23 protein-coding genes and 1 tRNA gene are annotated in these 18592 nt (G+C 64.7%); 14 read left to right on the top strand and 10 right to left on the bottom strand.

Annotated elements, in window-relative coordinates; all coding sequences use genetic code 11:
• Positions 1-131: 131 nt before the first annotated feature.
• From AXW67_RS19550 to AXW67_RS43245, 3 genes are all read right to left on the bottom strand, one after another.
• A complete protein-coding gene (locus AXW67_RS19550; RefSeq protein WP_063679175.1) occupies positions 132-1328 on the bottom strand; it encodes an MFS transporter in 1197 nt (398 codons plus the stop codon).
• A 50-nt stretch (positions 1329-1378) separates the two neighbouring features.
• Positions 1379-1999: a TetR/AcrR family transcriptional regulator gene (locus AXW67_RS19545; protein ID WP_063679174.1), complete on the bottom strand. Its 621-nt coding sequence runs from the start codon at positions 1997-1999 to the stop codon at positions 1379-1381.
• 139 nt (positions 2000-2138) lie between these two features.
• On the bottom strand, positions 2139-2744 hold the full coding sequence (locus AXW67_RS43245) for a hypothetical protein (RefSeq protein ID WP_201723694.1): 606 nt from the start codon (positions 2742-2744) through the stop codon (positions 2139-2141).
• Between the two features lie 125 nt (positions 2745-2869).
• Between AXW67_RS43245 and AXW67_RS19535 the strand changes: the two genes are divergently transcribed.
• The gene (locus AXW67_RS19535; protein WP_027553743.1) at positions 2870-3196 is read left to right on the top strand and encodes a hypothetical protein; all 327 of its coding nucleotides are present in this window, start codon (positions 2870-2872) and stop codon (positions 3194-3196) included.
• A 130-nt stretch (positions 3197-3326) separates the two neighbouring features.
• Positions 3327-3551: a hypothetical protein gene (locus AXW67_RS19530; protein WP_063679172.1), complete on the top strand. Its 225-nt coding sequence runs from the start codon at positions 3327-3329 to the stop codon at positions 3549-3551.
• A gap of 308 nt (positions 3552-3859) precedes the next feature.
• Here AXW67_RS19530 and AXW67_RS19525 read toward each other — a convergent pair.
• A tRNA-Pro gene (locus AXW67_RS19525) sits at positions 3860-3936 on the bottom strand.
• 74 nt (positions 3937-4010) lie between these two features.
• On the opposite strand from AXW67_RS19525, the gene AXW67_RS19520 reads away from it, so the two are divergent.
• The 6 genes from AXW67_RS19520 to AXW67_RS19495 all read left to right on the top strand — a co-directional run bounded on the left by AXW67_RS19520 (position 4011) and on the right by AXW67_RS19495 (position 10117).
• A complete protein-coding gene (locus tag AXW67_RS19520) occupies positions 4011-4991 on the top strand; it encodes an L-threonylcarbamoyladenylate synthase (protein WP_082907964.1) in 981 nt (326 codons plus the stop codon).
• A gap of 89 nt (positions 4992-5080) precedes the next feature.
• A complete protein-coding gene (locus AXW67_RS19515) occupies positions 5081-6508 on the top strand; it encodes an FAD-binding oxidoreductase (protein ID WP_063679248.1) in 1428 nt (475 codons plus the stop codon).
• Entirely contained in the window at positions 6505-6960 is a 456-nt protein-coding gene (locus tag AXW67_RS19510) for a GNAT family acetyltransferase (protein ID WP_063679170.1), read from the top strand. The genes AXW67_RS19515 and AXW67_RS19510 overlap by 4 nt, the downstream gene beginning before the upstream one ends.
• Positions 6961-6980: 20 nt before the next feature.
• Positions 6981-7562: an NUDIX hydrolase gene (locus AXW67_RS19505; RefSeq protein ID WP_063679169.1), complete on the top strand. Its 582-nt coding sequence runs from the start codon at positions 6981-6983 to the stop codon at positions 7560-7562.
• Positions 7563-7951: 389 nt separating this feature from the next.
• Positions 7952-8881 carry a glycine/sarcosine/betaine reductase selenoprotein B family protein gene (locus AXW67_RS19500; RefSeq protein WP_063679168.1) on the top strand — a complete coding sequence of 310 codons (930 nt, stop codon included), beginning with the start codon at positions 7952-7954 and terminating at the stop codon, positions 8879-8881.
• A gap of 42 nt (positions 8882-8923) precedes the next feature.
• On the top strand, positions 8924-10117 hold the full coding sequence (locus AXW67_RS19495) for a CaiB/BaiF CoA transferase family protein (RefSeq protein ID WP_027553750.1): 1194 nt from the start codon (positions 8924-8926) through the stop codon (positions 10115-10117).
• A gap of 23 nt (positions 10118-10140) precedes the next feature.
• On the opposite strand, the gene AXW67_RS19490 is transcribed toward AXW67_RS19495, so the two are convergent.
• On the bottom strand, positions 10141-10701 hold the full coding sequence (locus AXW67_RS19490; RefSeq protein ID WP_063679167.1) for a TetR family transcriptional regulator: 561 nt from the start codon (positions 10699-10701) through the stop codon (positions 10141-10143).
• Between the two features lie 108 nt (positions 10702-10809).
• On the opposite strand from AXW67_RS19490, the gene AXW67_RS19485 reads away from it, so the two are divergent.
• Positions 10810-11226 carry a hypothetical protein gene (locus AXW67_RS19485; protein WP_027553752.1) on the top strand — a complete coding sequence of 139 codons (417 nt, stop codon included), beginning with the start codon at positions 10810-10812 and terminating at the stop codon, positions 11224-11226.
• Positions 11227-11348: 122 nt separating this feature from the next.
• Here the strand turns inward: AXW67_RS19485 and AXW67_RS19480 are convergent, their stop codons facing one another.
• Complete coding sequence (locus tag AXW67_RS19480) at positions 11349-12107, bottom strand: SOS response-associated peptidase (RefSeq protein WP_063679166.1); 759 nt, start codon at positions 12105-12107, stop codon at positions 11349-11351.
• A 63-nt stretch (positions 12108-12170) separates the two neighbouring features.
• Here AXW67_RS19480 and AXW67_RS19475 point away from each other — a divergent pair, with 63 nt between their 5' ends.
• The 4 genes from AXW67_RS19475 to AXW67_RS19460 all read left to right on the top strand — a co-directional run bounded on the left by AXW67_RS19475 (position 12171) and on the right by AXW67_RS19460 (position 14174).
• The gene (locus AXW67_RS19475; protein ID WP_027553754.1) at positions 12171-12671 is read left to right on the top strand and encodes a hypothetical protein; all 501 of its coding nucleotides are present in this window, start codon (positions 12171-12173) and stop codon (positions 12669-12671) included.
• 4 nt (positions 12672-12675) lie between these two features.
• Complete coding sequence (locus AXW67_RS19470; protein ID WP_063679165.1) at positions 12676-13110, top strand: NUDIX hydrolase; 435 nt, start codon at positions 12676-12678, stop codon at positions 13108-13110.
• A gap of 113 nt (positions 13111-13223) precedes the next feature.
• Entirely contained in the window at positions 13224-13601 is a 378-nt protein-coding gene (locus AXW67_RS19465) for a TIGR02301 family protein (RefSeq protein WP_027553756.1), read from the top strand.
• A 306-nt stretch (positions 13602-13907) separates the two neighbouring features.
• Entirely contained in the window at positions 13908-14174 is a 267-nt protein-coding gene (locus tag AXW67_RS19460) for a hypothetical protein (protein WP_027553757.1), read from the top strand.
• A gap of 179 nt (positions 14175-14353) precedes the next feature.
• On the opposite strand, the gene AXW67_RS19455 is transcribed toward AXW67_RS19460, so the two are convergent.
• The 4 genes from AXW67_RS19455 to AXW67_RS19440 all read right to left on the bottom strand — a co-directional run bounded on the left by AXW67_RS19455 (position 14354) and on the right by AXW67_RS19440 (position 16986).
• Complete coding sequence (locus tag AXW67_RS19455) at positions 14354-14674, bottom strand: cupredoxin domain-containing protein (RefSeq protein ID WP_063679164.1); 321 nt, start codon at positions 14672-14674, stop codon at positions 14354-14356.
• A 10-nt stretch (positions 14675-14684) separates the two neighbouring features.
• Entirely contained in the window at positions 14685-15206 is a 522-nt protein-coding gene (locus AXW67_RS19450; protein WP_063679163.1) for a DUF4142 domain-containing protein, read from the bottom strand.
• 97 nt (positions 15207-15303) lie between these two features.
• The gene (locus AXW67_RS19445; protein WP_063679162.1) at positions 15304-16014 is read right to left on the bottom strand and encodes an RNA polymerase sigma factor; all 711 of its coding nucleotides are present in this window, start codon (positions 16012-16014) and stop codon (positions 15304-15306) included.
• A gap of 99 nt (positions 16015-16113) precedes the next feature.
• Positions 16114-16986, bottom strand: coding sequence for a sulfurtransferase (locus AXW67_RS19440; RefSeq protein WP_063679161.1), 873 nt, complete (start codon positions 16984-16986; stop codon positions 16114-16116).
• 230 nt (positions 16987-17216) lie between these two features.
• On the opposite strand from AXW67_RS19440, the gene AXW67_RS19435 reads away from it, so the two are divergent.
• Positions 17217-18584 (top strand): IS30 family transposase, encoded by a 1368-nt coding sequence (locus tag AXW67_RS19435; protein ID WP_201723621.1) that lies wholly within the window; start codon positions 17217-17219, stop codon positions 18582-18584.
• Positions 18585-18592 lie beyond the last annotated feature (8 nt).

Genomic DNA, 18592 nt, shown 5'->3' with positions numbered 1-18592 from the left:
CCCCTGCCGCCTGCTTTCAACCAGGTCATGTTGCGACCAAAGTACTACAGCCGCGCCAAAATCGCGAGGCGGAAATAGCTTGGCCGAAGGCTTGGTAAAACCGACCGCAGCGCACAATCGGACGCGCCGCCCTACTCCGTGGCGGCATAGATCAGGGCCACGACAGGCAAGGCAAGGCCGATCCAGGAGGCCAGCATCCAGCCGCCTTGGGCGAAGGCCCAGGCGCCGAGGGCGGACCCGGCGGCGCCGGCCGTGAAGAAGGTCGCCATATAGAGGCCGTTGAGCCGGCTGCGATGCTCCGGCCCGAGCGCGAAGATGGCGCGGAAACCCAACACCACATTGCCCTGGACGCCGAAATCGAGAGCGACGGCGGCGACGACCAGGCAGGCAAGGTTTAGCCCCGACCCGGCCACGTCGATATGCGCCACCAGGAAGGCCAGCGCGACCAGCAACATCGAGATCAGAGTCGCGATGCGGCTATGGCCGCGATCGGCGAGCCGTCCGGCAATCGGCGCGGCGGCGACACCAGAGGCGCCGGCAAGCGCGAACAGCGCGATGCCGCGCTGGGACAAGCCGAATTCGGAGCTCGCGAGCAAGAGCGGCGTCACGGTCCAGAACAGGCTGAAGGCGGCGAACAGGCAGGCCTGGTAGAGCGCACGACGCCGGAGCAGCGGCGTGGTCCGCACCAGATGCGGCATCGACATCAGCAGTGCGCCGTAATGCATGCGCGCCACGGGCCTGCGCTCCGGCAACGTCATCCAGAGCACGGTCGCGAGCGCGATCATCAGCGCCGTCGAGCCGAAGAAGACGGCATGCCACGACAGCGCCGCGGTGACGAAGCTGGAGGCGGGCCGTGCCAGCATGACGCCGAGCATCAAGCCGGTCGAGACGTTGCCGACGACGCGGCCGCGAATGGCTTCCGGCGCGAGATGTGCGGCGTAGGGAATGATGATCTGCACCGCGACCGAGCCGAGACCAATGAAGAGCGCGGCGGTCAGGAACGGCAGCGCCTGCGTCGCGAAGGCGGCCGCGAGCAGCGCCGCGGCGCCGAGCATTATGACGGAGCAGATCAGCTTGCGGCTCTCGACGAGATCACCGAGCGGGACGATCAGCAGCAGCCCGATGCCGTAGCCGATCTGCGTCATGGTCACGATCAGCCCCGCCGCGGCGTGCGACAGGCCGAGCGCGGTGCTGATCGGGCCGATCAGCGGCTGGGCATAGTAGATGTTGGCGGCGACCATGCCGCAGGCCGCAGCCAGCAGGAAGGTCAGTCGCTGCGACACCGCGCGCGTCTCCGGCGCAGTGTCGATCGTGGCATTCATCGTCATTCACAAGTCTCCAGAAATCGGGAATGATCATTCCCCAATTTGACAAAGGTTCAGGCCAGCAGCTTCATCGCGACCGCGACGAGGCGGTCGGCCTCGAGCGGCAGCCGCGCCTTGCCGACGACGCGCAGGCCCTGGGTGATGCAGATCATCAGCCGCGCGGTGTCGTCGGCCGCGACGGAGCCGGGAATCGAGCCGTCGGCCTGGCCCTCGCGAATGAGGCTGGCGATGAAATTCTCGTTGCTCCTGAGCTGCGCGATGACACGCGCTCCGATCTCGGAATCGAGCGCGGACAACTCGATCGCGCTGCCGACGACGAGGCAGCCGCGCCGCCCTTCGCTGCCCCGGGAGTGCTCGACATAGGAGCGAAGCACGTTGCGCACCCGCTCCCGGCCGTTGTTGCCCTCGGCCGCGGCGCTTCGAGTCTGCTCCTGCCGCCGCGCCGTGTAGCGCTCGAAGGCGGCGAGAAACACGGCACGTTTGTCCCGGAAAGCCTTGTAGACGCTGCCGGTGGCCAGTCGCATCGCCGCGGTGAGGTCGCCGATCGAGGTGGCATGGTAGCCCCGCTCGCGAAACACCCGCACTGCCCGGTCGAGCGCGGTATCCATGTCGAACTCCCGGGGACGACCGGGCGCACGGAGAACGGGTTGCGATCGGAGGGGGTTCTTTTGCATTGCGGGATAATAGGGAACGATTATTCCCGAATAAAGACACGCTGTTGTGAACGCGAAAAACATCCTCGATATCTGAGGATGTGATCCGGCATCTATTGACCTGCGTTTAATCGGTCAGCGCCGCGCGCGAGGGCGCCAATCACCACCAGCCCGCTGACAGGCGCGGACCATAGAACTGCCCATAGAGCATCGGCTGGTCGCGCGGCATTGTGCGCGGCGCCCGATGCCGGCGATGCTGTTGTGCGACATGCTTGTTCGGCGTCGGCGGCGCGGCGCGCTTCGGCTCGCCGGCTGATTGCTCAGCCATCGCGAACGCCTGACGCGTGCCGCCCTGCGTATCCGGCGCAGGTGCAGAAGGCGCTGCAACCACCGCGACGTAAGGTGGCGGCACTCGCGGCGCGCTGGTGTCGAAGACGATCTTCTCGGGCCATCTTTGTGCGGAATTAATCCGCACGACCGGATCCTGCCCGACCTGGACGGCAATTTTTTCGGGACTGTCCATGTAGCGGTCGACCAGAAACAGCAGCGCCAGCAGAACGCCGCCCGTGAAGATGAAATAGCGGATGAGCGGCATGGGTCCCTCGATCACCTCGCTATCGAGGTCGGCACGGCAACGGGAAAGAACAGCAAATGGTTCCGGATGAGTGTCGACCTCGTCCCGCACAACCGTGAGCGGATAACGGCCTTGGCGAGGAACCAACCTCCACCGCCGCCATTCTCCCTGAGAGCCAAGGAGCGGAATCATGACCAGACACCTGACGCGAGCCGATCTCGCGCGCGGCGTGGCCGGCGCGGTTTCTATGCTGGTCCTTTGCGCGACGGCGGTGTTCACCATCGCCAGCCATTTCGCATTATGAGGAAGACGTTCGCATGACACCCGACCCCGAGGAGTCGGTGAGGCTGCAAGGTTACGGCGAGATGACGCTGCGCACCGCCATCGCGACGCTGATGGCGCTCGCGCCACGCGACCGCTCCGAGGCCGCCATCTTCCGCGTCCGCGACGGCTCGCAATTGGCCGGAAGGGAGATCGCCGAACTTGCTTCGGACTGGGGCATCGAGTCAGCAACCGAGATCAGGTCGCCGAGCATCGTCCCCGACCAGCACTGGCCCGACATCGTTCGCGGCATGGTGCGCGAAGCGCCGCTGCCCTCATTGCTGGTGGCGTTCCTGCTGGGCGTGCTGGTGGCGCGACGGTAGCGAGTTCCGACGCGGAACATTGTCGTTGCTGAACTGCAACGGTTCCCGACAATCAAACGCCGAACAAAAGAAACTCCCATTGCAGCCACGAACCCCGCTCACAACGCCGTGCGAAATGCGGGGAATCTCGATGCGTGCGCAAAGAATCTGGAAAGTGAATGGGGCCACCAACGTTGGGCAGCTCCAATCCAGATTGGATAATCTGAACAAGCGTCTCAATGAACTCGAGAGCCAGCACCCGGAGAGCTGGAAGATCGAGGAGCTGAAGTCGAGCGCGCTCAGCCTATCGCGTGAGATCGACGACATCCGCTGCGCCGAGGCGACGGCAGCGCTGAGCGAGTTGCTGCGGAAGTAGATAAGGGTCGGCAGCCGGGAGTTGCGTTAACGGCACATTCGATTGTGCTATCGATATCCACCGCGATGGCGCGAGGTTGAGCTTCGATTCGAGCTATTGGGTGCACGGCCGCATCAAGGCCAAGCGTATCGTCTCATTCGCACCGTGGCCGGTGGGATAGCCCAGCAGACGGTAGCCATGCCGCGTCGGCAGGCCCCTCTGCCCGCTCAAATCCGGCGTGGACCCGTCCGCAAAATCCGTGCAAGAAGGCCCACAAGGGGCGGCGGCCGGTCCGCCAAGCCTCTGGAAAACGGTAACTTTTGGAAGAATGGTCGGAGTGGCAGGATTCGAACCTGCGACCCCTGCGTCCCGAACGCAGTGCTCTACCGGGCTGAGCCACACTCCGACAAGAAGGCGGCTTATAGCGTCGGGTTTGACGCACCGCAAGCGGCGGGTTTGAGGAATTTTGTCTCAGTGAAAATGGATCTGGAAACGCTGATTCTGCCGGCAGGCCAGGCGGCCTCGGAGGCTGCGGCCCGGACGCTTGCGGCCGGAGGGCTGGTCGCATTCCCGACCGAGACGGTCTATGGGCTCGGGGCGGACGCCGCCAATGCGACCGCGATTGCCCATCTCTACGCCGCGAAGGGACGGCCGGCCTTCAATCCGCTGATCGCGCATGTCGCCGACCTTGCCGCCGCGCGGCGGATCGGCCGGTTCGATGCCCGCGCCTTGAAGCTTGCGGAGGCGTTCTGGCCGGGGCCGCTGACGCTGGTGGTGCCGAAGACCGAAGGCTGCCCGGTGGCTGAGCTGGCCACCGCAGGCCTCGATACGGTCGCGATCCGCATTCCTGCCCACCCGGTCGCGCAGGCGATCCTGCGCGCCTTTGGCGGAGCCGTGGTGGCGCCGTCTGCAAACATCTCCGGCCATGTCTCGCCGACGCTGGCCGCCCATGTCGAAAGCGACCTTTCGGGGCGCATCGATTTGATCGTCGATGGCGGGCCGGTCGAGGTCGGCGTCGAATCGACGATTATCGGTTGCTTCGAGGCGCCGATGCTGCTGCGCCCCGGCGGGCTTTCGCGCGAGCGGATCGAGGCCGTGCTGGGCGTGCCGCTGGCGCGGCCGCCCGCCGACGAGAGCGACGATTCGCAGCCGCTTGCGCCGGGCATGCTGGCTTCGCACTACGCCCCGCGCGCCTGCGTGCGGCTGAATGCGCGCGACGTGTCCCCAGGCGAAGCGCTGCTGGCGTTCGGCCCCGCGCGCCTGCCTGGCCTCGAGGCCGCGGCGGCTGTCATGAATCTGTCGCGCGCCGGTGATCTCGATGAAGCCGCCGCCAATCTGTTCGGCTATCTTCGGACTCTCGATGCCAAGGGTCCGCGGGCTATCGCGGTGATGGCAATTCCCGAGGAAGGCTTGGGCGAAGCCATAAACGACCGGCTGCGCCGCGCGGCCGTGGCGCGCTAGCGCATGATCCGGCTCCAGAGGGCCGCGTTAGTGCAAAATGTGTAACGGCTATGCGCAAGAAGACAAGAAGCGGAATGAAAGAAGACGATATGAACATCAATAAATCAGCCCCACCTCCGCTTGCGCCGGAGCTGATCGAAGAATTCCGCAAGATCGTCGGCGACCGGCACGCGATCACCGATGCCGCGGATATCGAGGCCTACGTCACCGAGGAGCGCAATTTGTTCCACGGCCGCTCGCCGCTGGTGTTGCGTCCGGGCTCGACCGCGGAAATTTCCGCGATCTGCAAGCTCGCCTCCGAGCACAGAATCGCGCTGGTGCCGCAGGGCGGCAACACCGGCCTCGTCGGCGGACAGACCCCGCACAATGGCGAGGTGGTGGTGTCGCTGCGCCGGCTGGACAAGATCCGCGAGGTCGACACCGCCTCCAACACCATGACCTGCGAGGCCGGCGTGGTGCTGCAGATCGCGCAGCAGAAGGCGGCCGAGGTCGACCGGCTGTTTCCGCTGTCGCTGGGCGCTGAAGGAAGCTGCACCATCGGCGGCAATCTCTCGACCAATGCCGGCGGCACCGCCGCGCTCGCCTATGGCGTCGCACGCGAGATGGCGCTAGGGCTCGAGGTGGTGCTGGCCGACGGGCGCGTGCTCAATGTGCTGTCGAAGCTGAAGAAGGACAATACCGGCTACAATTTGCACAACCTCTTCATCGGCGCCGAAGGCACGCTCGGCATCATCACGGCGGCGACCCTGAAGCTTTTCCCGAAGCCGCGGGCGGTCGAGACGGCGTTCGTCGGGCTGAAGTCGCCGGACGCGGCGCTAAAACTCCTGACGATCGCGCAGAGCGAGGCTGCCAACGCACTGACGAGCTTCGAGCTGCTGTCCGAGATGGCGGTCGATTTCTCGATCCGCCACGGCATCGACGTGCGCGATCCGCTTCAAGAGAAACATCCCTGGTACGTGCTGATGGAATTGTCCTCGCCGGGCGAGGACGCCCGCACGCCACTGGAATCGATCCTCGGCCGCGCCATGGAAGAGGAGATCGTCGACGACGCCGTGATCGCGGCCAATCTCACCCAGCGCGCCGGTTTCTGGAAGCTGCGCGACGAGATGTCGGCGGCGCAGAAGCCGGAGGGCGGCTCGATCAAGCACGACATATCCGTGCCGGTCGCCGCCGTGCCCGCCTTCATCGCCGAGGCCGACGCCGCGGTGGTCAAGCTGATCCCGGGCGCGCGACCGGTGCCGTTCGGTCATCTCGGTGATGGCAATCTGCATTACAATGTCAGCCAGCCCGTCGGCGCCGACAGCGCGGATTTCCTCGCGCGCTGGCACGAGATGAACGCCGTGGTGTTCGCGATCGTGCTGCGCATGGGCGGCTCGATCTCGGCCGAGCACGGCATCGGCGTGCTCAAGCGCGACGAGCTGCCCGACGTGAAGGACAAGACCGCGATCGAGCTGATGCGCGCGATCAAGGCGATGCTCGACCCCCTTGGAATTATGAACCCCGGTAAAGTGCTGTGAACGCCCCTCTCTCCCCTGCTCCGCTCGCAATCGCCCCGATCGACGATACCGATGTCGAAACCGTCGTTGCGCTGTGGCAGCGCTGCGGCCTGACGCGGCCCTGGAATGACCCGCATTCCGACATCGCGCTGGCGCGGCGCCGCGACAACTCGACGATCCTGATCGGCCGTGATGGCGGTGCGATCGTTGCGACCGCCATGGTCGGCCATGACGGCCATCGGGGCTGGGTCTATTACGTCGCCGTCGATCCCGATTGCCGTAAGCGCGGCTACGGCCGCGTCATCATGGCCGCGGTGGAGGACTGGTTGCGCCAAGCCGGCATCGCGAAGCTCCAGCTCCTGGTCCGTCGCGAGAACGCGCAGGCCAATGCATTCTACCAGTCGCTCGGCTTCGAGGAATCCACCTCGGTGATGTTCCAAAAGTGGCTCGACGGCCGCGATCCGACACCTTAGCTTGTATCTGGAAGACAGTGATGACCCTTTCCGACCGCGTCCGCATCAAGGACGTCCGCGTGCTCTCGGACAATTGGACTGTCCTGAAAAGCACCACGTTCGAATACCGGCGCGCCAATGGCGAGTGGCAGACGCAGCACCGGGAAACCTATGAACGCGACAACGCCGCAGCCGTGCTGCCCTACAGTCGCGCAGGGCGCACGGTGATCCTGGTGCGCCAGTTCCGTCTGCCGGCGTATATCCGCGGTTACGACGATCTGCTGATCGAAGCGGCCGCCGGCGTGCTGGACGATGCCTCTCCGGAAGAGCGCATCCGCGCCGAGACCGAAGAGGAAACCGGATATCGCCTCCACCACGTGCAGAAGATTTTCGAGGCTTTCATGAGCCCCGGCGCGGTGACGGAGAAGATGCATTTCTTCATCGCCGAGTATGAGCCGGAGATGCGGGTCAGCGACGGCGGTGGTCTCGTCCATGAGGGCGAGGACATCGAGGTGCTGGAGTTGTCGATCGACGACGCGCTCGCGATGATCGCTGACGGGCGGATCGTGGACGCGAAGACGATCATGCTGCTGCAACACGCGGCACTGCATATCTTCAGGTAGCTTGCGAGCTGCCTCCTCCCCTCCCCCTCCAGGGCAGGGCTATCGCATATGCTCTTGCGGCGGGAACGCGCTCGGCCTTCATGGTTCGAGACGCGCGCCGTAAGGCGGCGCTCCTCACCATGAGGGTCTGGGATCTCGCCGCGAGGGAAAGACCTCATCCTGAGGAGCCCGCCAAAAGCGGGCGTCTCGAAGGATGGGCCGCAAGGAGCCTGCCTGCCAAACTCTCTCTCATATGCGATCGCCCTACCTGGAGGTGGAGGGTAAGTGACACCGCTGATGCAGTTTTCTTCGCTAATTGCAATTCAGACCTGCGCTTCCTCACCCCCCGTTGAGCAATTCGCCGACTATCTCTAGTCTGGCGCCAACAAGAACCAGAGGAGACGCGCTCCATGTCCGCTCCGCGCGACGACGAATTCGGCTTTGCGCCCGACTACGACTCTCCCGTCCCCTATATGCAGCGCACGCGCGATTATTACGCGGCGATCGGGTACACCACGCCGTATCGCTGGGCACATCATGTCGAGGCGCCGTTCCAGCCGCTGAAGAAGCAACTTTCGCGGTCGCGCGTCACGGTCATCACGACGGCCGCTCCTTTCGATCCGACCAAGGGCGATCAGGGACCGGGCGCCGCCTATAACGGCAGCGCGAAGTTCTACCAGGTCTATGACGGCGACACCGCCAAGCAGCACGACTTACGCATCTCGCACATCGGCTACGACCGCAAGCACACTTCGGCCACCGACAGCGGCACCTGGTTTCCGCTGCCGCAGCTGTTGAAGGCGTCCGCCGCCGGGCGCATCGGCGAAGTCGCCCCGCGTTTCTTCGGCGCACCGACCAACCGCAGCCATCGCGTCACCCTCGACACCGACGCGCCGGAGATCCTGGCACGCTGCCTCGCCGACGAGGTCGATGTCGCAATCCTGGTGCCGAACTGCCCGGTCTGCCACCAGACCACGGCGCTGGTGGCGCGGCATCTGGAGCAGAACGGCATCCCGACCGTGATCATGGGCTGCGCCAAGGACATCATCGAGCACGCCGCCGTGCCGCGCTTCTTGTTCAGCGACTTCCCGCTCGGCAATTCCGCCGGCAAGCCGCATGACGTCGCCTCGCAGGCGCAGACGCTCGAGCTGGCGCTCAGGCTGCTGGAGACGGCGAGCGGATCCCAGACGACGATGCAGTCGCCGCTGCGCTGGAGCGAGGACGCCTCCTGGAAGCTCGATTACAACAACGTCGCGCAGCTCAGCCCTGAAGAGCTCGCGCGGCGCCGCGCCGAGTTCGACAAGCAGAAGGAGATCGCGCGCGGCAACCGCGCCGCCTGACGTCGTCTGCTCCACACCAAAAAAATCAGGGAGGAAGGCAGCGTGACACGACCGTTCGAGGGCGTGAAGATCCTGGATTTCACGCAAGTGCTAGCCGGCCCCTATGCGAGCTACCAGCTCGCGCTGCTCGGCGCCGACGTCATCAAGGTCGAGCGGCGCGAGGGCGAGGACATGCGCCGCACGCCGCTGTCGCGCGAATGGGCCGAGCGCGGGCTGGCGCCGGCGTTCCAGGCCATCAACGGCAACAAGCGCAGCCTGACGCTCGATCTGCAAAAGCCCGACGCCATCGGCATCGTGAAGAAGCTCGCCGCAGAGGTCGACGTCGTCATGGAGAATTTTCGGCCGGGCGTGATGGACAAGCTCGGCATCGGCCATGAGGCGCTCTCCGCGATCAATCCGAGACTGATATACTGCGCGGTCTCCGGCTTCGGCCAGACCGGCCCGGATCGCTTGCGGCCCGGTTATGACGGCAAGATGCAGGCGCTGTCCGGCATCATGGCGATCACCGGCCATCCCGAGACCGGACCGACGCGCGCCGGCTTTGCGGTCTGCGACGTGCTGTCGGGCGCGACCGCTGCGTTTGCAGTGTCGAGCGCGCTGTACCAGCGCGACCGCACCGGCAAGGGACAGCTCGTCGACGTCTCCATGCTGGAGGCGACGCTGGCTTTTCTCTCCGGTCAGATCGCCGATTGGTCGGTCGCCGGCCACCGCCAGCAGCTCTCGGGCAATCAGGCGGTGAGCCGCAAGACCACGGCGAACCTGTTCAAGGCCGGCGATGGCTACATCCTGCTCGCCGTCAACAACGAGAAGCAATACCGCGCGCTGATGCGCACGCTCGGCCGCGAGGACACGCTCTCGGACCCGCGTTTTGCCGATTGGTTCTCGCGCAACGAGAACGAGCCTGCGCTGCGCGCCATCATCGAACAGGCACTCGCGGCAAAGCCCGCGCGCGAATGGGAGACGATCCTGGAAGACGCCGGCGCACCCTGCGCCAGCATCTGGAAGATCGAGGAGATCATCGACCATCCGCAGATCGCAGCGCGCGGCGCCATCCAGGAGCTCGACACGCCCTATGGCCGCCTGCGCTTCGCCGGCAGTGGCTTTCGGCTCGCGCATGGCGGCGGCAAGCTCGACCGCATGGCACCTGAGTTGGGCGCGGATACAGACGCCGTGCTGAGAGAACTCGGCTATGACGCTTCGGAGATCGCCGACCTGCGTACGCGCGAGATCGTCTGAGCATCCGAGCGGATTCGCGCGGGCTAGATTGCCTTGGCTGCAACCTTCGCCGCGGCGAGGATGTCCCGTCTTATGCCATCGTCCTTCACCGCGCGCGCCAGGTCGGCCGCCCCAGTCAGAATCGCAAGCAGCGCCAGCGCCCGCTGCCGCGCATGCGCGCCGCGGAAACCATGTGAAACCAGATCCACCAGGCGCTCCAGCTCCGCTTGATAGACGGCGCGCGTTGCGGCGTCCGAACGCGCAACGTCTGATGAAAAGCTGGGTAGCGCACAGGCTTCATCGAGGCCGACCTCCATCCGCTCACCCAGATAGAAATCGATGAACGGATCGCGCCAGCCGCTGCCGTAACGCTCCTGAAACTGACTGACGCCGCCGCGCAGGAACGCCAGCCCGTCCGCTACCGCAAGCCGGAACGCATCTGCCTTGGAATCGAAATGGGCGTAAAATGCCCCGGACGTGAGGCCTGCCCCCTTTGCGAGCGCGTCCACTCCGGCGCCGCCGAATCCGCCGGTGCGGAAGCCACGCCCGGCCGCATCCACCAGCCGCGCTCGCGCGTCGCCTTCATCCTTCCTCGGTCGTGCCATCGCCAATCACCTCATCGATAGCGATCGTTATATTGCCCTTGACGCAATAGCGATCGTTATGTTTTATATAACGACCGTTATCTTACGGTTCAAAGCTGGAGAACTGACATGCCCATCCAAATCATCGTTCCCGAAGGCGCGCTGACGCCGGCCGGAGAAGCCGAGGCGTTCGGCAAGCTCACCGAGCTGCTGTTGCGGCTGCACGGCCTGACCGGCAACCGCTTCATGACGCCGAACGTCATCGGCGAGGTGACGGTAGTTCCGAAGAGCCGCACCTACTCCGGCGGCAAACCCGCTGATATCGCGGTGTTCGAGCTCAAGGTGCCATCGTTCGTGCTGCCGACGCAGGAGCTGAAGGACGCCTGGATCTCCGAGGGAACGGCGATCATCGAGGCGGCGGCCGAGGGACGCATCAAGCGCGAGCACATCTTCGCCAACGTCAACTATGCCGTGGACGGCGGCTGGGGGATCGGGGGCAAGGCCTTCAGCAACGCCGCGCTCGGATCAGCCGTCGCCGCGGCCTGATCCTGCATTGTCCTGACAACGATTATTTTCAGTCGCAGGGTGGGCAAAAGGCGCAACGCGCCATGCCCACCATTTCTCCGCTTGTCCGGCGCGCAACAGCGGCGTGAACGGCAACAGCTCGCCTAAAACAACGAGCCCTGCCCGTCGTCCGCCGACGTGGCCGCGGCTTTTCGCGCCATCTTCTTCGGCTTCGGCGCCTCCGCTTCCATTTCTTCGGCGCTGATCGGCAGCACGAGTTGCGCGTCGTCATTGGCGACGCGGTTGACGCGGGCGGAGACCGGGTGCCAGGCGAATTCGCCGATGCGCGGGGCCGCCATCAGCGGCAGCACCGTGTCGATCTCGTCGCCGCGACTATCCAGCCAGCGCTCGAAGTCGCGCGGGCTGATCGTCACGGGCACGCGGTCGTGCAGCGTGGCGAGATCCTCGCTCGCCGCCGCCGTGACGATCGCGACCGTGTCGAGCTCCTCGCCATTCGGCCCGACCCAAGTCTCGAACACCGCGGCAAAACCGAGCGGCTCGCCATCGGCGCGGTGAATGAAGAAGGGCTGCTTGCGGCCCTCGACGGCCTTCCACTCGTAATAGCCGTCGGCCGGGATCAGGCCGCGCCGCCTGCGAATCGCGTTCTTGAAGGCGGGCTTTTCCAGCACCGTCTCGGAGCGGGCATTGATCAGGAGCGTAAATCCCCGGGGATCCTTGACCCAGCTCGGCAACAGGCCCCAGCGCATCAGGCGGAAGTGACGCGCGCCGTTCTCGACCAGCACGACGGGAATCGGTTGTGTCGGCGCGACATTGTACCGAGGCGGGAAATTCGGCTGCTCGATATAGCCGAAAAGTTGCCGCAAAGCCGCGGGGGCCGAAGTTATGACGAAACGTCCGCACATCCTTGGAGGCCTATATAGGTTCCGTTCAGGTCCTTTTAACCCCGAACGTTAACACTGCGGCCGATGAGCTCAACGGTCTCAGCACCCGCGCGGACGCATGTACAGACGGGCCCCGAGGCTGCGGCCTGGGCCGAGCGTCTGCGCGTGGCCAACATCAACCCGCGGACCGGGCTTGCCACCGACTATCTGAACCATTTCAATGAAGCCGTGATGCTGCTCGAAATGGTCCCGGACATGCCGGAATGCGCGGACGATTTTTTGACCTGGACGCCGCTGTCCTATGCCGAGCATTTCACCGCCTCGAACTTCAAGGCGCGCGATCTCGCGATCGAAGCCTATGAGAAGGCCGATCCGTCCGTGCGCGCGCAGTTCGACCACATCACCGACACCATGACCTCGATCCTGACCGCGGTCGGCTCGGCCATGCGCGAGGTCGAGAAGGACACCACCCGCGTCCGCCTCGCCGAGCAGGCCTCCCTCTGGGTCAAGCCACTGATCGCCGCCTGCGGCGGCATCATCAATGGCGGCGCGGAAGCCGACGTCGACACCATCATGGCGAACTAAAGTCGTGACCGGCACCGTGCAGCCCACCCATCCCCAGCTCGCGGTCAGCGCCGCAATCTTCCGCGGCGGCAAGGTGCTTCTGACCCGCCGTGCCCGCTCGCCGGCAAAAGGGTTCTATTCGCTGCCGGGCGGCCGGGTCGAGTTCGGCGAATCGCTGCACAAGGCGCTTGAGCGCGAGGTCGACGAAGAGACCGGGCTCGATATCGAGATCATAGGCCTTGCCGGCTGGCGCGAGGTGCTTCCGTCCACAGGCGGGGCCGGCCATTACCTCATCATGTCCTTTGCTGCCCGCTGGATCGCCAGGGAACCGCGTCTGAACGAGGAACTCGACGATTACCGCTGGATCGCTCCCGACGCCCTTGCCGGCCTCGGCGACCTCAAGCTGACGGGGGGCCTGGAGGAGGTCATCCAGGCGGCGGCACGGCTGGTCGGCTCATAAACCCGTCCGCGAGCTCCGCTGCACCTCTCCAGCTTGCGGGGGAGGGAGGGCGCGTTCACTGCGCCCCTCACCGCGCCTTGCGTCCACCGTCGGGAGGGGGCATACACCGGCCGATGTCCACGCGATTTCTGGCCGTTTTTGCCCTGATTCTCGCCTGCGCCGGGGCGCCTGCCCGGGCCCAGGACGTGGCAGCGCCGTTCGACGCCGATTTGCAGCGGCTGGCCGAGATCCTCGGCGGGCTGCATTACCTGCGCGGCATCTGCGGGGCCAATGAGGGCAACAAATGGCGCAACGAGATGCAGGCGCTGATCGACGCCGAAACCCCCTCCGGCGAGCGCCGCACCCGCATGATCGCCGGCTTCAACCGCGGCTATAACGGCTTTCAGCAGACCTACCGGAGCTGCACCCCGGCGGCCACCGTCGCGATCCGCCGCTACATCGAGGAAGGCTCGAAGATCTCGCGCGACCTCACCGCGCGTTACGCGAACTGAGGTCCGCCGTCACTTCGGGGCGCGACGAAAGTCGCGAGCCCGGAATCCATCGGGCCATAGAAACCGCCGTGCGATGGATTCCGGGCTCGCGCCTGACGGAACGTCCCGGAATGACGAGAGTGGTTGACCCGCGTCCTCACCACGAGCCTCGAGCGTTGGGACGAAGCCGCCGGGGAACAACGACGCCGTCTTTGTCCACCGCCATTAACCTTTCCTAAAGATGTGGCCTAGGCGGCGTTAATACGCGTGCTACACCTCTCGTACAGCGCATCGCCGTGGATCGCGCCTCAAGCCTTGTCGAGTTTCATGAGCCAGCCGATTTCCTACGCCCCCGACCGCGCGCCGCTGCCCGATCACGAGCAGAAACAGGCTGCGCTCAGCTATCTCAATGAGGCCTGGGCCGAGGCACGCCATGACGGCGTCGACGGCGATTGCCTGGCGCAGGCGAGCCTGTTCGCGGCGTTCGCGGAACTCGTCGGCACCTATGGCGAGGACGCCGTGGCGAAATTCGTCGAGGGCCTGCCCGGCCGCGTGCGCAACGGCGAATTCTCAGTCGGAATAGCCCGGCAGTAAGCCCGCTCAAAAATGACCCCGCCACACGGACGGGGCCAGTCATCGGATGAATGACTTTGCGGGAGGTCGCGAAGTCCGCTGCCTTTATCGCACGGAAGCGGCCTTCCGCAGATAAGCATTAGTCTGGAGCCGGCCGGTAGGTTTTCCCGATACGACCGGGAACGCGAATCGCCTGTTCGTCACGGCTCGACCTTGAGAGTCGCTTTCATGTTGGGATGATAGCGGCAGTAATAATCGAAAGTTCCCGCCTTCTTCACGATGAATGTCGCCGATTTCTTAGGCGGCAGAGTCACGTCAAAGTCCCCGTTCTTCGCAGTGGCAGTGTGGACAAAGACGTCGTTGTTGATCCACGATATGGTATCGCCGACCTTCGCGGACACCTCAGCCGGCGATATCACGAGATTTTCCATCACGATCTGAACGGTCCCGGCGTGCGCCGGGACGACCATCGACAGGAACGCGACCGCAAGCGCAATCGAAGGAAATCGCCCCGGCTTCATCGCGCGCTCCCTATTTCAGCTCCGCCGCGACGTGCTCGGCGTGCTGCTCGTGCCCCTGGAATATCTTCAAGCCCGTCTGCAACAGGCCCTTGAGCTCCGCATTGTTGGCGGCGGGAATGAGCTGTGTCTCCAGCGCGCTGTTGACGGTCTTGTGATAGGCGACCTCGTTCTCGACATAGGCCTTGTCGAAGGCCGCGCCGTTCAGCTTGCCGAGTTCGGCAAGCTTGTCGCTCGCCTGCTTCGACAGCGTGCGGCTGGTGTCGTTGTCTTCAGGCTTCACGTTGAGCGTCTTGACCAGCGCGAGCGCCTGCTTGTTGACCGCTTCGTGGTCGCGCACCATGTCTTCCGCGAACGCCTTCACGTCCTTGCTCTTGGCCTTCTTCAGCGCCTGCTTGGCAGCGTTGATGTCGATCACGCCTGCCGTGTAGGCGATATGCGCGATCTGCGGATCGGTCGGCTTTGCGCCTTGCGCCAGCGCAGGGCTGATCAGTAGGGCGATCGTGGCGACCGCCGCGCTCCATCGGATGAACATGTCTAACACTCCTGTGGCGCCGGCTTTCCCGGCGCGTTTCTTCACAGGGATTGGATGGTCATTCGCAGCCGAGGTTCCCGAAAAAGCGAGGTCCGATCTAGAGGCCGAGGCCGAGCCGTCTCAGCACGGCCTCGGTCAGGCGCTCGCAGCGCTGACCGGCAAACGGAAACGCGTCCATCATCACCGGGCCGATCTTCTTCTCGACGTTCTCGCGCAGCATGGTGCGGGCGCGGTGCAGCCGCGTCTTCACCGTCTCGGGCTTGACGCCGAGCAAATCGGCCGTCTCCTCCACATTCATTCCCTCCATCACGCGTGCGATGAAGACCATGCGGAAGGCTTCCGGCAATTCATCGACGGCGTGCTCGACGACGCGCTGGATCTCACGTTGGGCCATGGACTTTTCCGGATCGGCTGAAGCGGAGGAAAGGGGAAACTGGATGATCTCGGCATTGAGGGTCGCCTCTGGCAGCGCATCAAGTTCCACATGCGGTCTCCGGCCCCTCGTCCGGCCGAGCGCCTCGTTGATGGCAATGCGCGACAGCCAGGTCGAAAGACCGGACTCGCCGCGAAAGCCATCGAGATGGGTGAAGGCCCTGACATAGGTCTCCTGCACCACGTCCTCGGCCTCGCTGTCGCTGCGCAGAATGCCGCGCGCGAGGCGATAGAGCCTGCGGTTGTTGGCCTGCATGATCAGGCGCAGCGCCGCCTCGTCGCGAGCCCGTGCGCGGTTGATCAGCTCGGCTTCGGACGTCTTTGCCGATGTCCCGGCCTCAGTGGGTAGGCCAGTTGCGGTCCGTTGGGGCTTCATGGACTCGTCTCCAATTTAGCCATTGGATGCACGCCCGCCGAAAAGGTTCCCGGCTTTATTGCCGCAGCATATCACTGCAGCGCCGCGACCAAACCCTCTTCAATCCGTCTCGATCGGGAGCGCCGGATCCCTCGCCCATTCTCCCATCGAGCCGTCATAGAGGGTGAGCTTGTCATAGCCGAGCTGCGTCAGCAGGAAGAGATCGATCGTGGCGGAGATGCCACCCCCGCAATAGCAGACCACTGTCTTGTCGCGCGTGACGCCTTGCGCAGCAAACTTCGCCTCGGCATCGGCCAGTGTGGTCAGTGTCTTGTCGGCAGAATTGACCAGCGTGGCCGCAGGAACGTTGACGCTGCCGGGAACGCGACCGGGCCGGCCATAGCGGCTCGGTTCCAGCCCGCGATGGAATTGCGGGCCGAGCGCGTTGACGATGACAGTCGCGGGATCGCCGATCCCTGCCATCACCGCGGATTTGTCGACGAAAAAGCCGGCACGCGGCGCGGCCTTGAGGCTGGAAGCCGGATATCCCTTCGGCGCGCCCGTCTCGATCGCACGTCCCTCGGCCTTCCATTTGTCGAACCCGCCGTCGAGCACATGCGCATCGACGCCGAGCGAACGCAGCATCCACCAGAACCGCGTCGCCCACATCATGGTGCCAATGCTGTAGAGTACGATGGTCTTGGATGCATCCAGACCGTGGCGGCCGAAGGCAGCCTCGAGCTGGGCGGTCATCGGCATCATGAAGAACGGACGCACGGAAGTGTCGGAGAACTCGCCTTGCAGATCGAGGAAATCGGCGCCCGGGATGTGGCCGGCTGCAAAGGTCTTGTCGCCGGACACGGCGATATACGGCACGTCGCTACCCTGCGGCACCGGCTCGTTGTAGGTCGTGCAATCGTAGATGCGCAGGTCGGGCGCGCCGAGCATGGCGGCGAGTTGTTCGGTGGTGATGAGGGATGCCGGTTGGGTCATTCTCGCCTCACATTGCGGAGCCGTAGCCCGGGTGAGCGTAGCGAAACCCGGGACCGGCCAAAAGCAAAATCCCGCATGTCGCTGCGCTCATCCGGGCTACGCGCTCTGTCATTGCCCGCGAAGGCGGGCAATCCAGTATTCCAGAGGCCGCAGTCGTATCACCAACTATCGCCGCGGAGTACTGGGCGGATTCAACCGCTCGTCGCAACACTCGAGCAAAAGAGGTTGCGATGGAGAAGCGTGTGCGGACAGATCGTCCCCGAGAGGTCCTACGAGAAGATTATAGACCGTTCTGGACTGCGATTGCCTTGGGGCGATCGAGCGGGGATGCTGCGGTTGAGGCCGGGGTGTCGCCGTCGGTCGGAGTACGCTGGTTCCGGAGGGCGGGCGGTATGCCGCCAACACATTTGTCGCGATCGTCCAAACCTCGGTCGGAGCGCTACCTGTCGTTCGCCGAACGTGAGGAGATTGCCATCTTGCGCGCGCAGGGGCATGGGGTGCGAGCCATCGCTCGTCAGCTCGGCCGGCCTCCATGCACGATCTCCCGTGAGCTCCGTCGCAATGTGGCGCGCCGCCATGGCGCTCCAGAGTACCGGGCGACCACGGCACAATGGCATGCTGATCAGTCCGCCCGACGGCCCAAGTTTGCGAAGTTGGCAATCAACCCGACCCTGCGGGATTATGTGCAGGACAGGCTTGCCGGTATGATCGCTAAGCCAGACGGGGCGCTCCTCGTTGGCCCGAAGGTCGTGTGGAAGGGCCGCCGGGCGGTGCATCGGCAAAACCGACGCTGGGCGACGGCATGGAGCCCGGAACAGATTTCTCGGCGACTTCGGCTCGACTTTCCCGAGGATGAGACGATGCGCATCAGTCACGAGGCAATTTATCAGGCCCTTTATGTGCAGGGTCGAGGAGCTTTGCGCCGTGAACTGACGGCCTGCTTGCGCACTGGGCGGGCCTTGCGGATGCCGAGGGCGCGCGCCCGCAAAGGCAGAAGCTTCATTCCTTCCGAGATCATGATCAGTCAACGTCCGGCGGAAGCTGCCGATCGAGCTGTGCCGGGTCACTGGGAAGGTGACCTCATCATGGGCCTCGGTAGTTCCGCGATCGGCACTTTGGTGGAGCGCACGAGCCGTTTTACCATTCTGCTGCATTTGCCGCGCATGACCGGTCAGGAACAGGATGCTCGCGTGAAGAATGGACCTGCACTCGCCGGACATGGCGCTGAGGCGGTGCGAGACGCCATCACCCGCGCAATCTTCACCATGCCCGAGCGACTGCGGCGGTCTCTAACCTGGGATCAAGGAGCTGAGCTGGCTCAGCACGCGCGTCTGAAGATCGATGCAGGCGTGCAGGTCTACTTTTGCGACCCTCACAGCCCGTGGCAGCGCGGCACCAACGAGAACACGAATGGGTTGCTGCGCCAGTACTTTCCAAAGGGGACGGATCTCAGCATGCACGATGCCGATGATCTGGAGGCCGTGGCTCTTGCACTCAACACAAGGCCCCGCAAAACCCTCGGCTGGAAAACACCGGCAGAAACCCTCGACGAATTGCTCCGAGTGAGCGATACACGGAGTGTTGCGACGAGCGGTTGAATCCGCCC

The sequence above is a fragment of the Bradyrhizobium neotropicale genome (assembly GCF_001641695.1).
GTDB classification, from domain to species: domain Bacteria; phylum Pseudomonadota; class Alphaproteobacteria; order Rhizobiales; family Xanthobacteraceae; genus Bradyrhizobium; species Bradyrhizobium neotropicale.
The sequence above is the reverse complement of the archived record's forward strand: the minus strand, read 5'-3'. Positions and strand labels throughout refer to the sequence as shown.

What these genes read in the sequence shown, in the direction of transcription:
- AXW67_RS19550 (WP_063679175.1), bottom strand. Translation starts at nt 1,328, where the DNA reads ATGACGATGAATGCCACGATCGACACTGCGCCGGAGACGCGCGCGGTG.
- AXW67_RS19545 (WP_063679174.1), bottom strand. Translation starts at nt 1,999, where the DNA reads ATGCAAAAGAACCCCCTCCGATCGCAACCCGTTCTCCGTGCGCCCGGT.
- AXW67_RS43245 (WP_201723694.1), bottom strand. Translation starts at nt 2,744, where the DNA reads ATGATTCCGCTCCTTGGCTCTCAGGGAGAATGGCGGCGGTGGAGGTTG.
- AXW67_RS19535 (WP_027553743.1), top strand. Translation starts at nt 2,870, where the DNA reads ATGACACCCGACCCCGAGGAGTCGGTGAGGCTGCAAGGTTACGGCGAG.
- AXW67_RS19530 (WP_063679172.1), top strand. Translation starts at nt 3,327, where the DNA reads ATGCGTGCGCAAAGAATCTGGAAAGTGAATGGGGCCACCAACGTTGGG.
- AXW67_RS19520 (WP_082907964.1), top strand. Translation starts at nt 4,011, where the DNA reads ATGGATCTGGAAACGCTGATTCTGCCGGCAGGCCAGGCGGCCTCGGAG.
- AXW67_RS19515 (WP_063679248.1), top strand. Translation starts at nt 5,081, where the DNA reads ATGAACATCAATAAATCAGCCCCACCTCCGCTTGCGCCGGAGCTGATC.
- AXW67_RS19505 (WP_063679169.1), top strand. Translation starts at nt 6,981, where the DNA reads ATGACCCTTTCCGACCGCGTCCGCATCAAGGACGTCCGCGTGCTCTCG.
- AXW67_RS19500 (WP_063679168.1), top strand. Translation starts at nt 7,952, where the DNA reads ATGTCCGCTCCGCGCGACGACGAATTCGGCTTTGCGCCCGACTACGAC.
- AXW67_RS19490 (WP_063679167.1), bottom strand. Translation starts at nt 10,701, where the DNA reads ATGGCACGACCGAGGAAGGATGAAGGCGACGCGCGAGCGCGGCTGGTG.
- AXW67_RS19485 (WP_027553752.1), top strand. Translation starts at nt 10,810, where the DNA reads ATGCCCATCCAAATCATCGTTCCCGAAGGCGCGCTGACGCCGGCCGGA.
- AXW67_RS19480 (WP_063679166.1), bottom strand. Translation starts at nt 12,107, where the DNA reads ATGTGCGGACGTTTCGTCATAACTTCGGCCCCCGCGGCTTTGCGGCAA.
- AXW67_RS19475 (WP_027553754.1), top strand. Translation starts at nt 12,171, where the DNA reads ATGAGCTCAACGGTCTCAGCACCCGCGCGGACGCATGTACAGACGGGC.
- AXW67_RS19465 (WP_027553756.1), top strand. Translation starts at nt 13,224, where the DNA reads ATGTCCACGCGATTTCTGGCCGTTTTTGCCCTGATTCTCGCCTGCGCC.
- AXW67_RS19460 (WP_027553757.1), top strand. Translation starts at nt 13,908, where the DNA reads ATGAGCCAGCCGATTTCCTACGCCCCCGACCGCGCGCCGCTGCCCGAT.
- AXW67_RS19455 (WP_063679164.1), bottom strand. Translation starts at nt 14,674, where the DNA reads ATGAAGCCGGGGCGATTTCCTTCGATTGCGCTTGCGGTCGCGTTCCTG.
- AXW67_RS19450 (WP_063679163.1), bottom strand. Translation starts at nt 15,206, where the DNA reads ATGTTCATCCGATGGAGCGCGGCGGTCGCCACGATCGCCCTACTGATC.
- AXW67_RS19445 (WP_063679162.1), bottom strand. Translation starts at nt 16,014, where the DNA reads ATGAAGCCCCAACGGACCGCAACTGGCCTACCCACTGAGGCCGGGACA.
- AXW67_RS19440 (WP_063679161.1), bottom strand. Translation starts at nt 16,986, where the DNA reads ATGACCCAACCGGCATCCCTCATCACCACCGAACAACTCGCCGCCATG.
- AXW67_RS19435 (WP_201723621.1), top strand. Translation starts at nt 17,217, where the DNA reads ATGGAGAAGCGTGTGCGGACAGATCGTCCCCGAGAGGTCCTACGAGAA.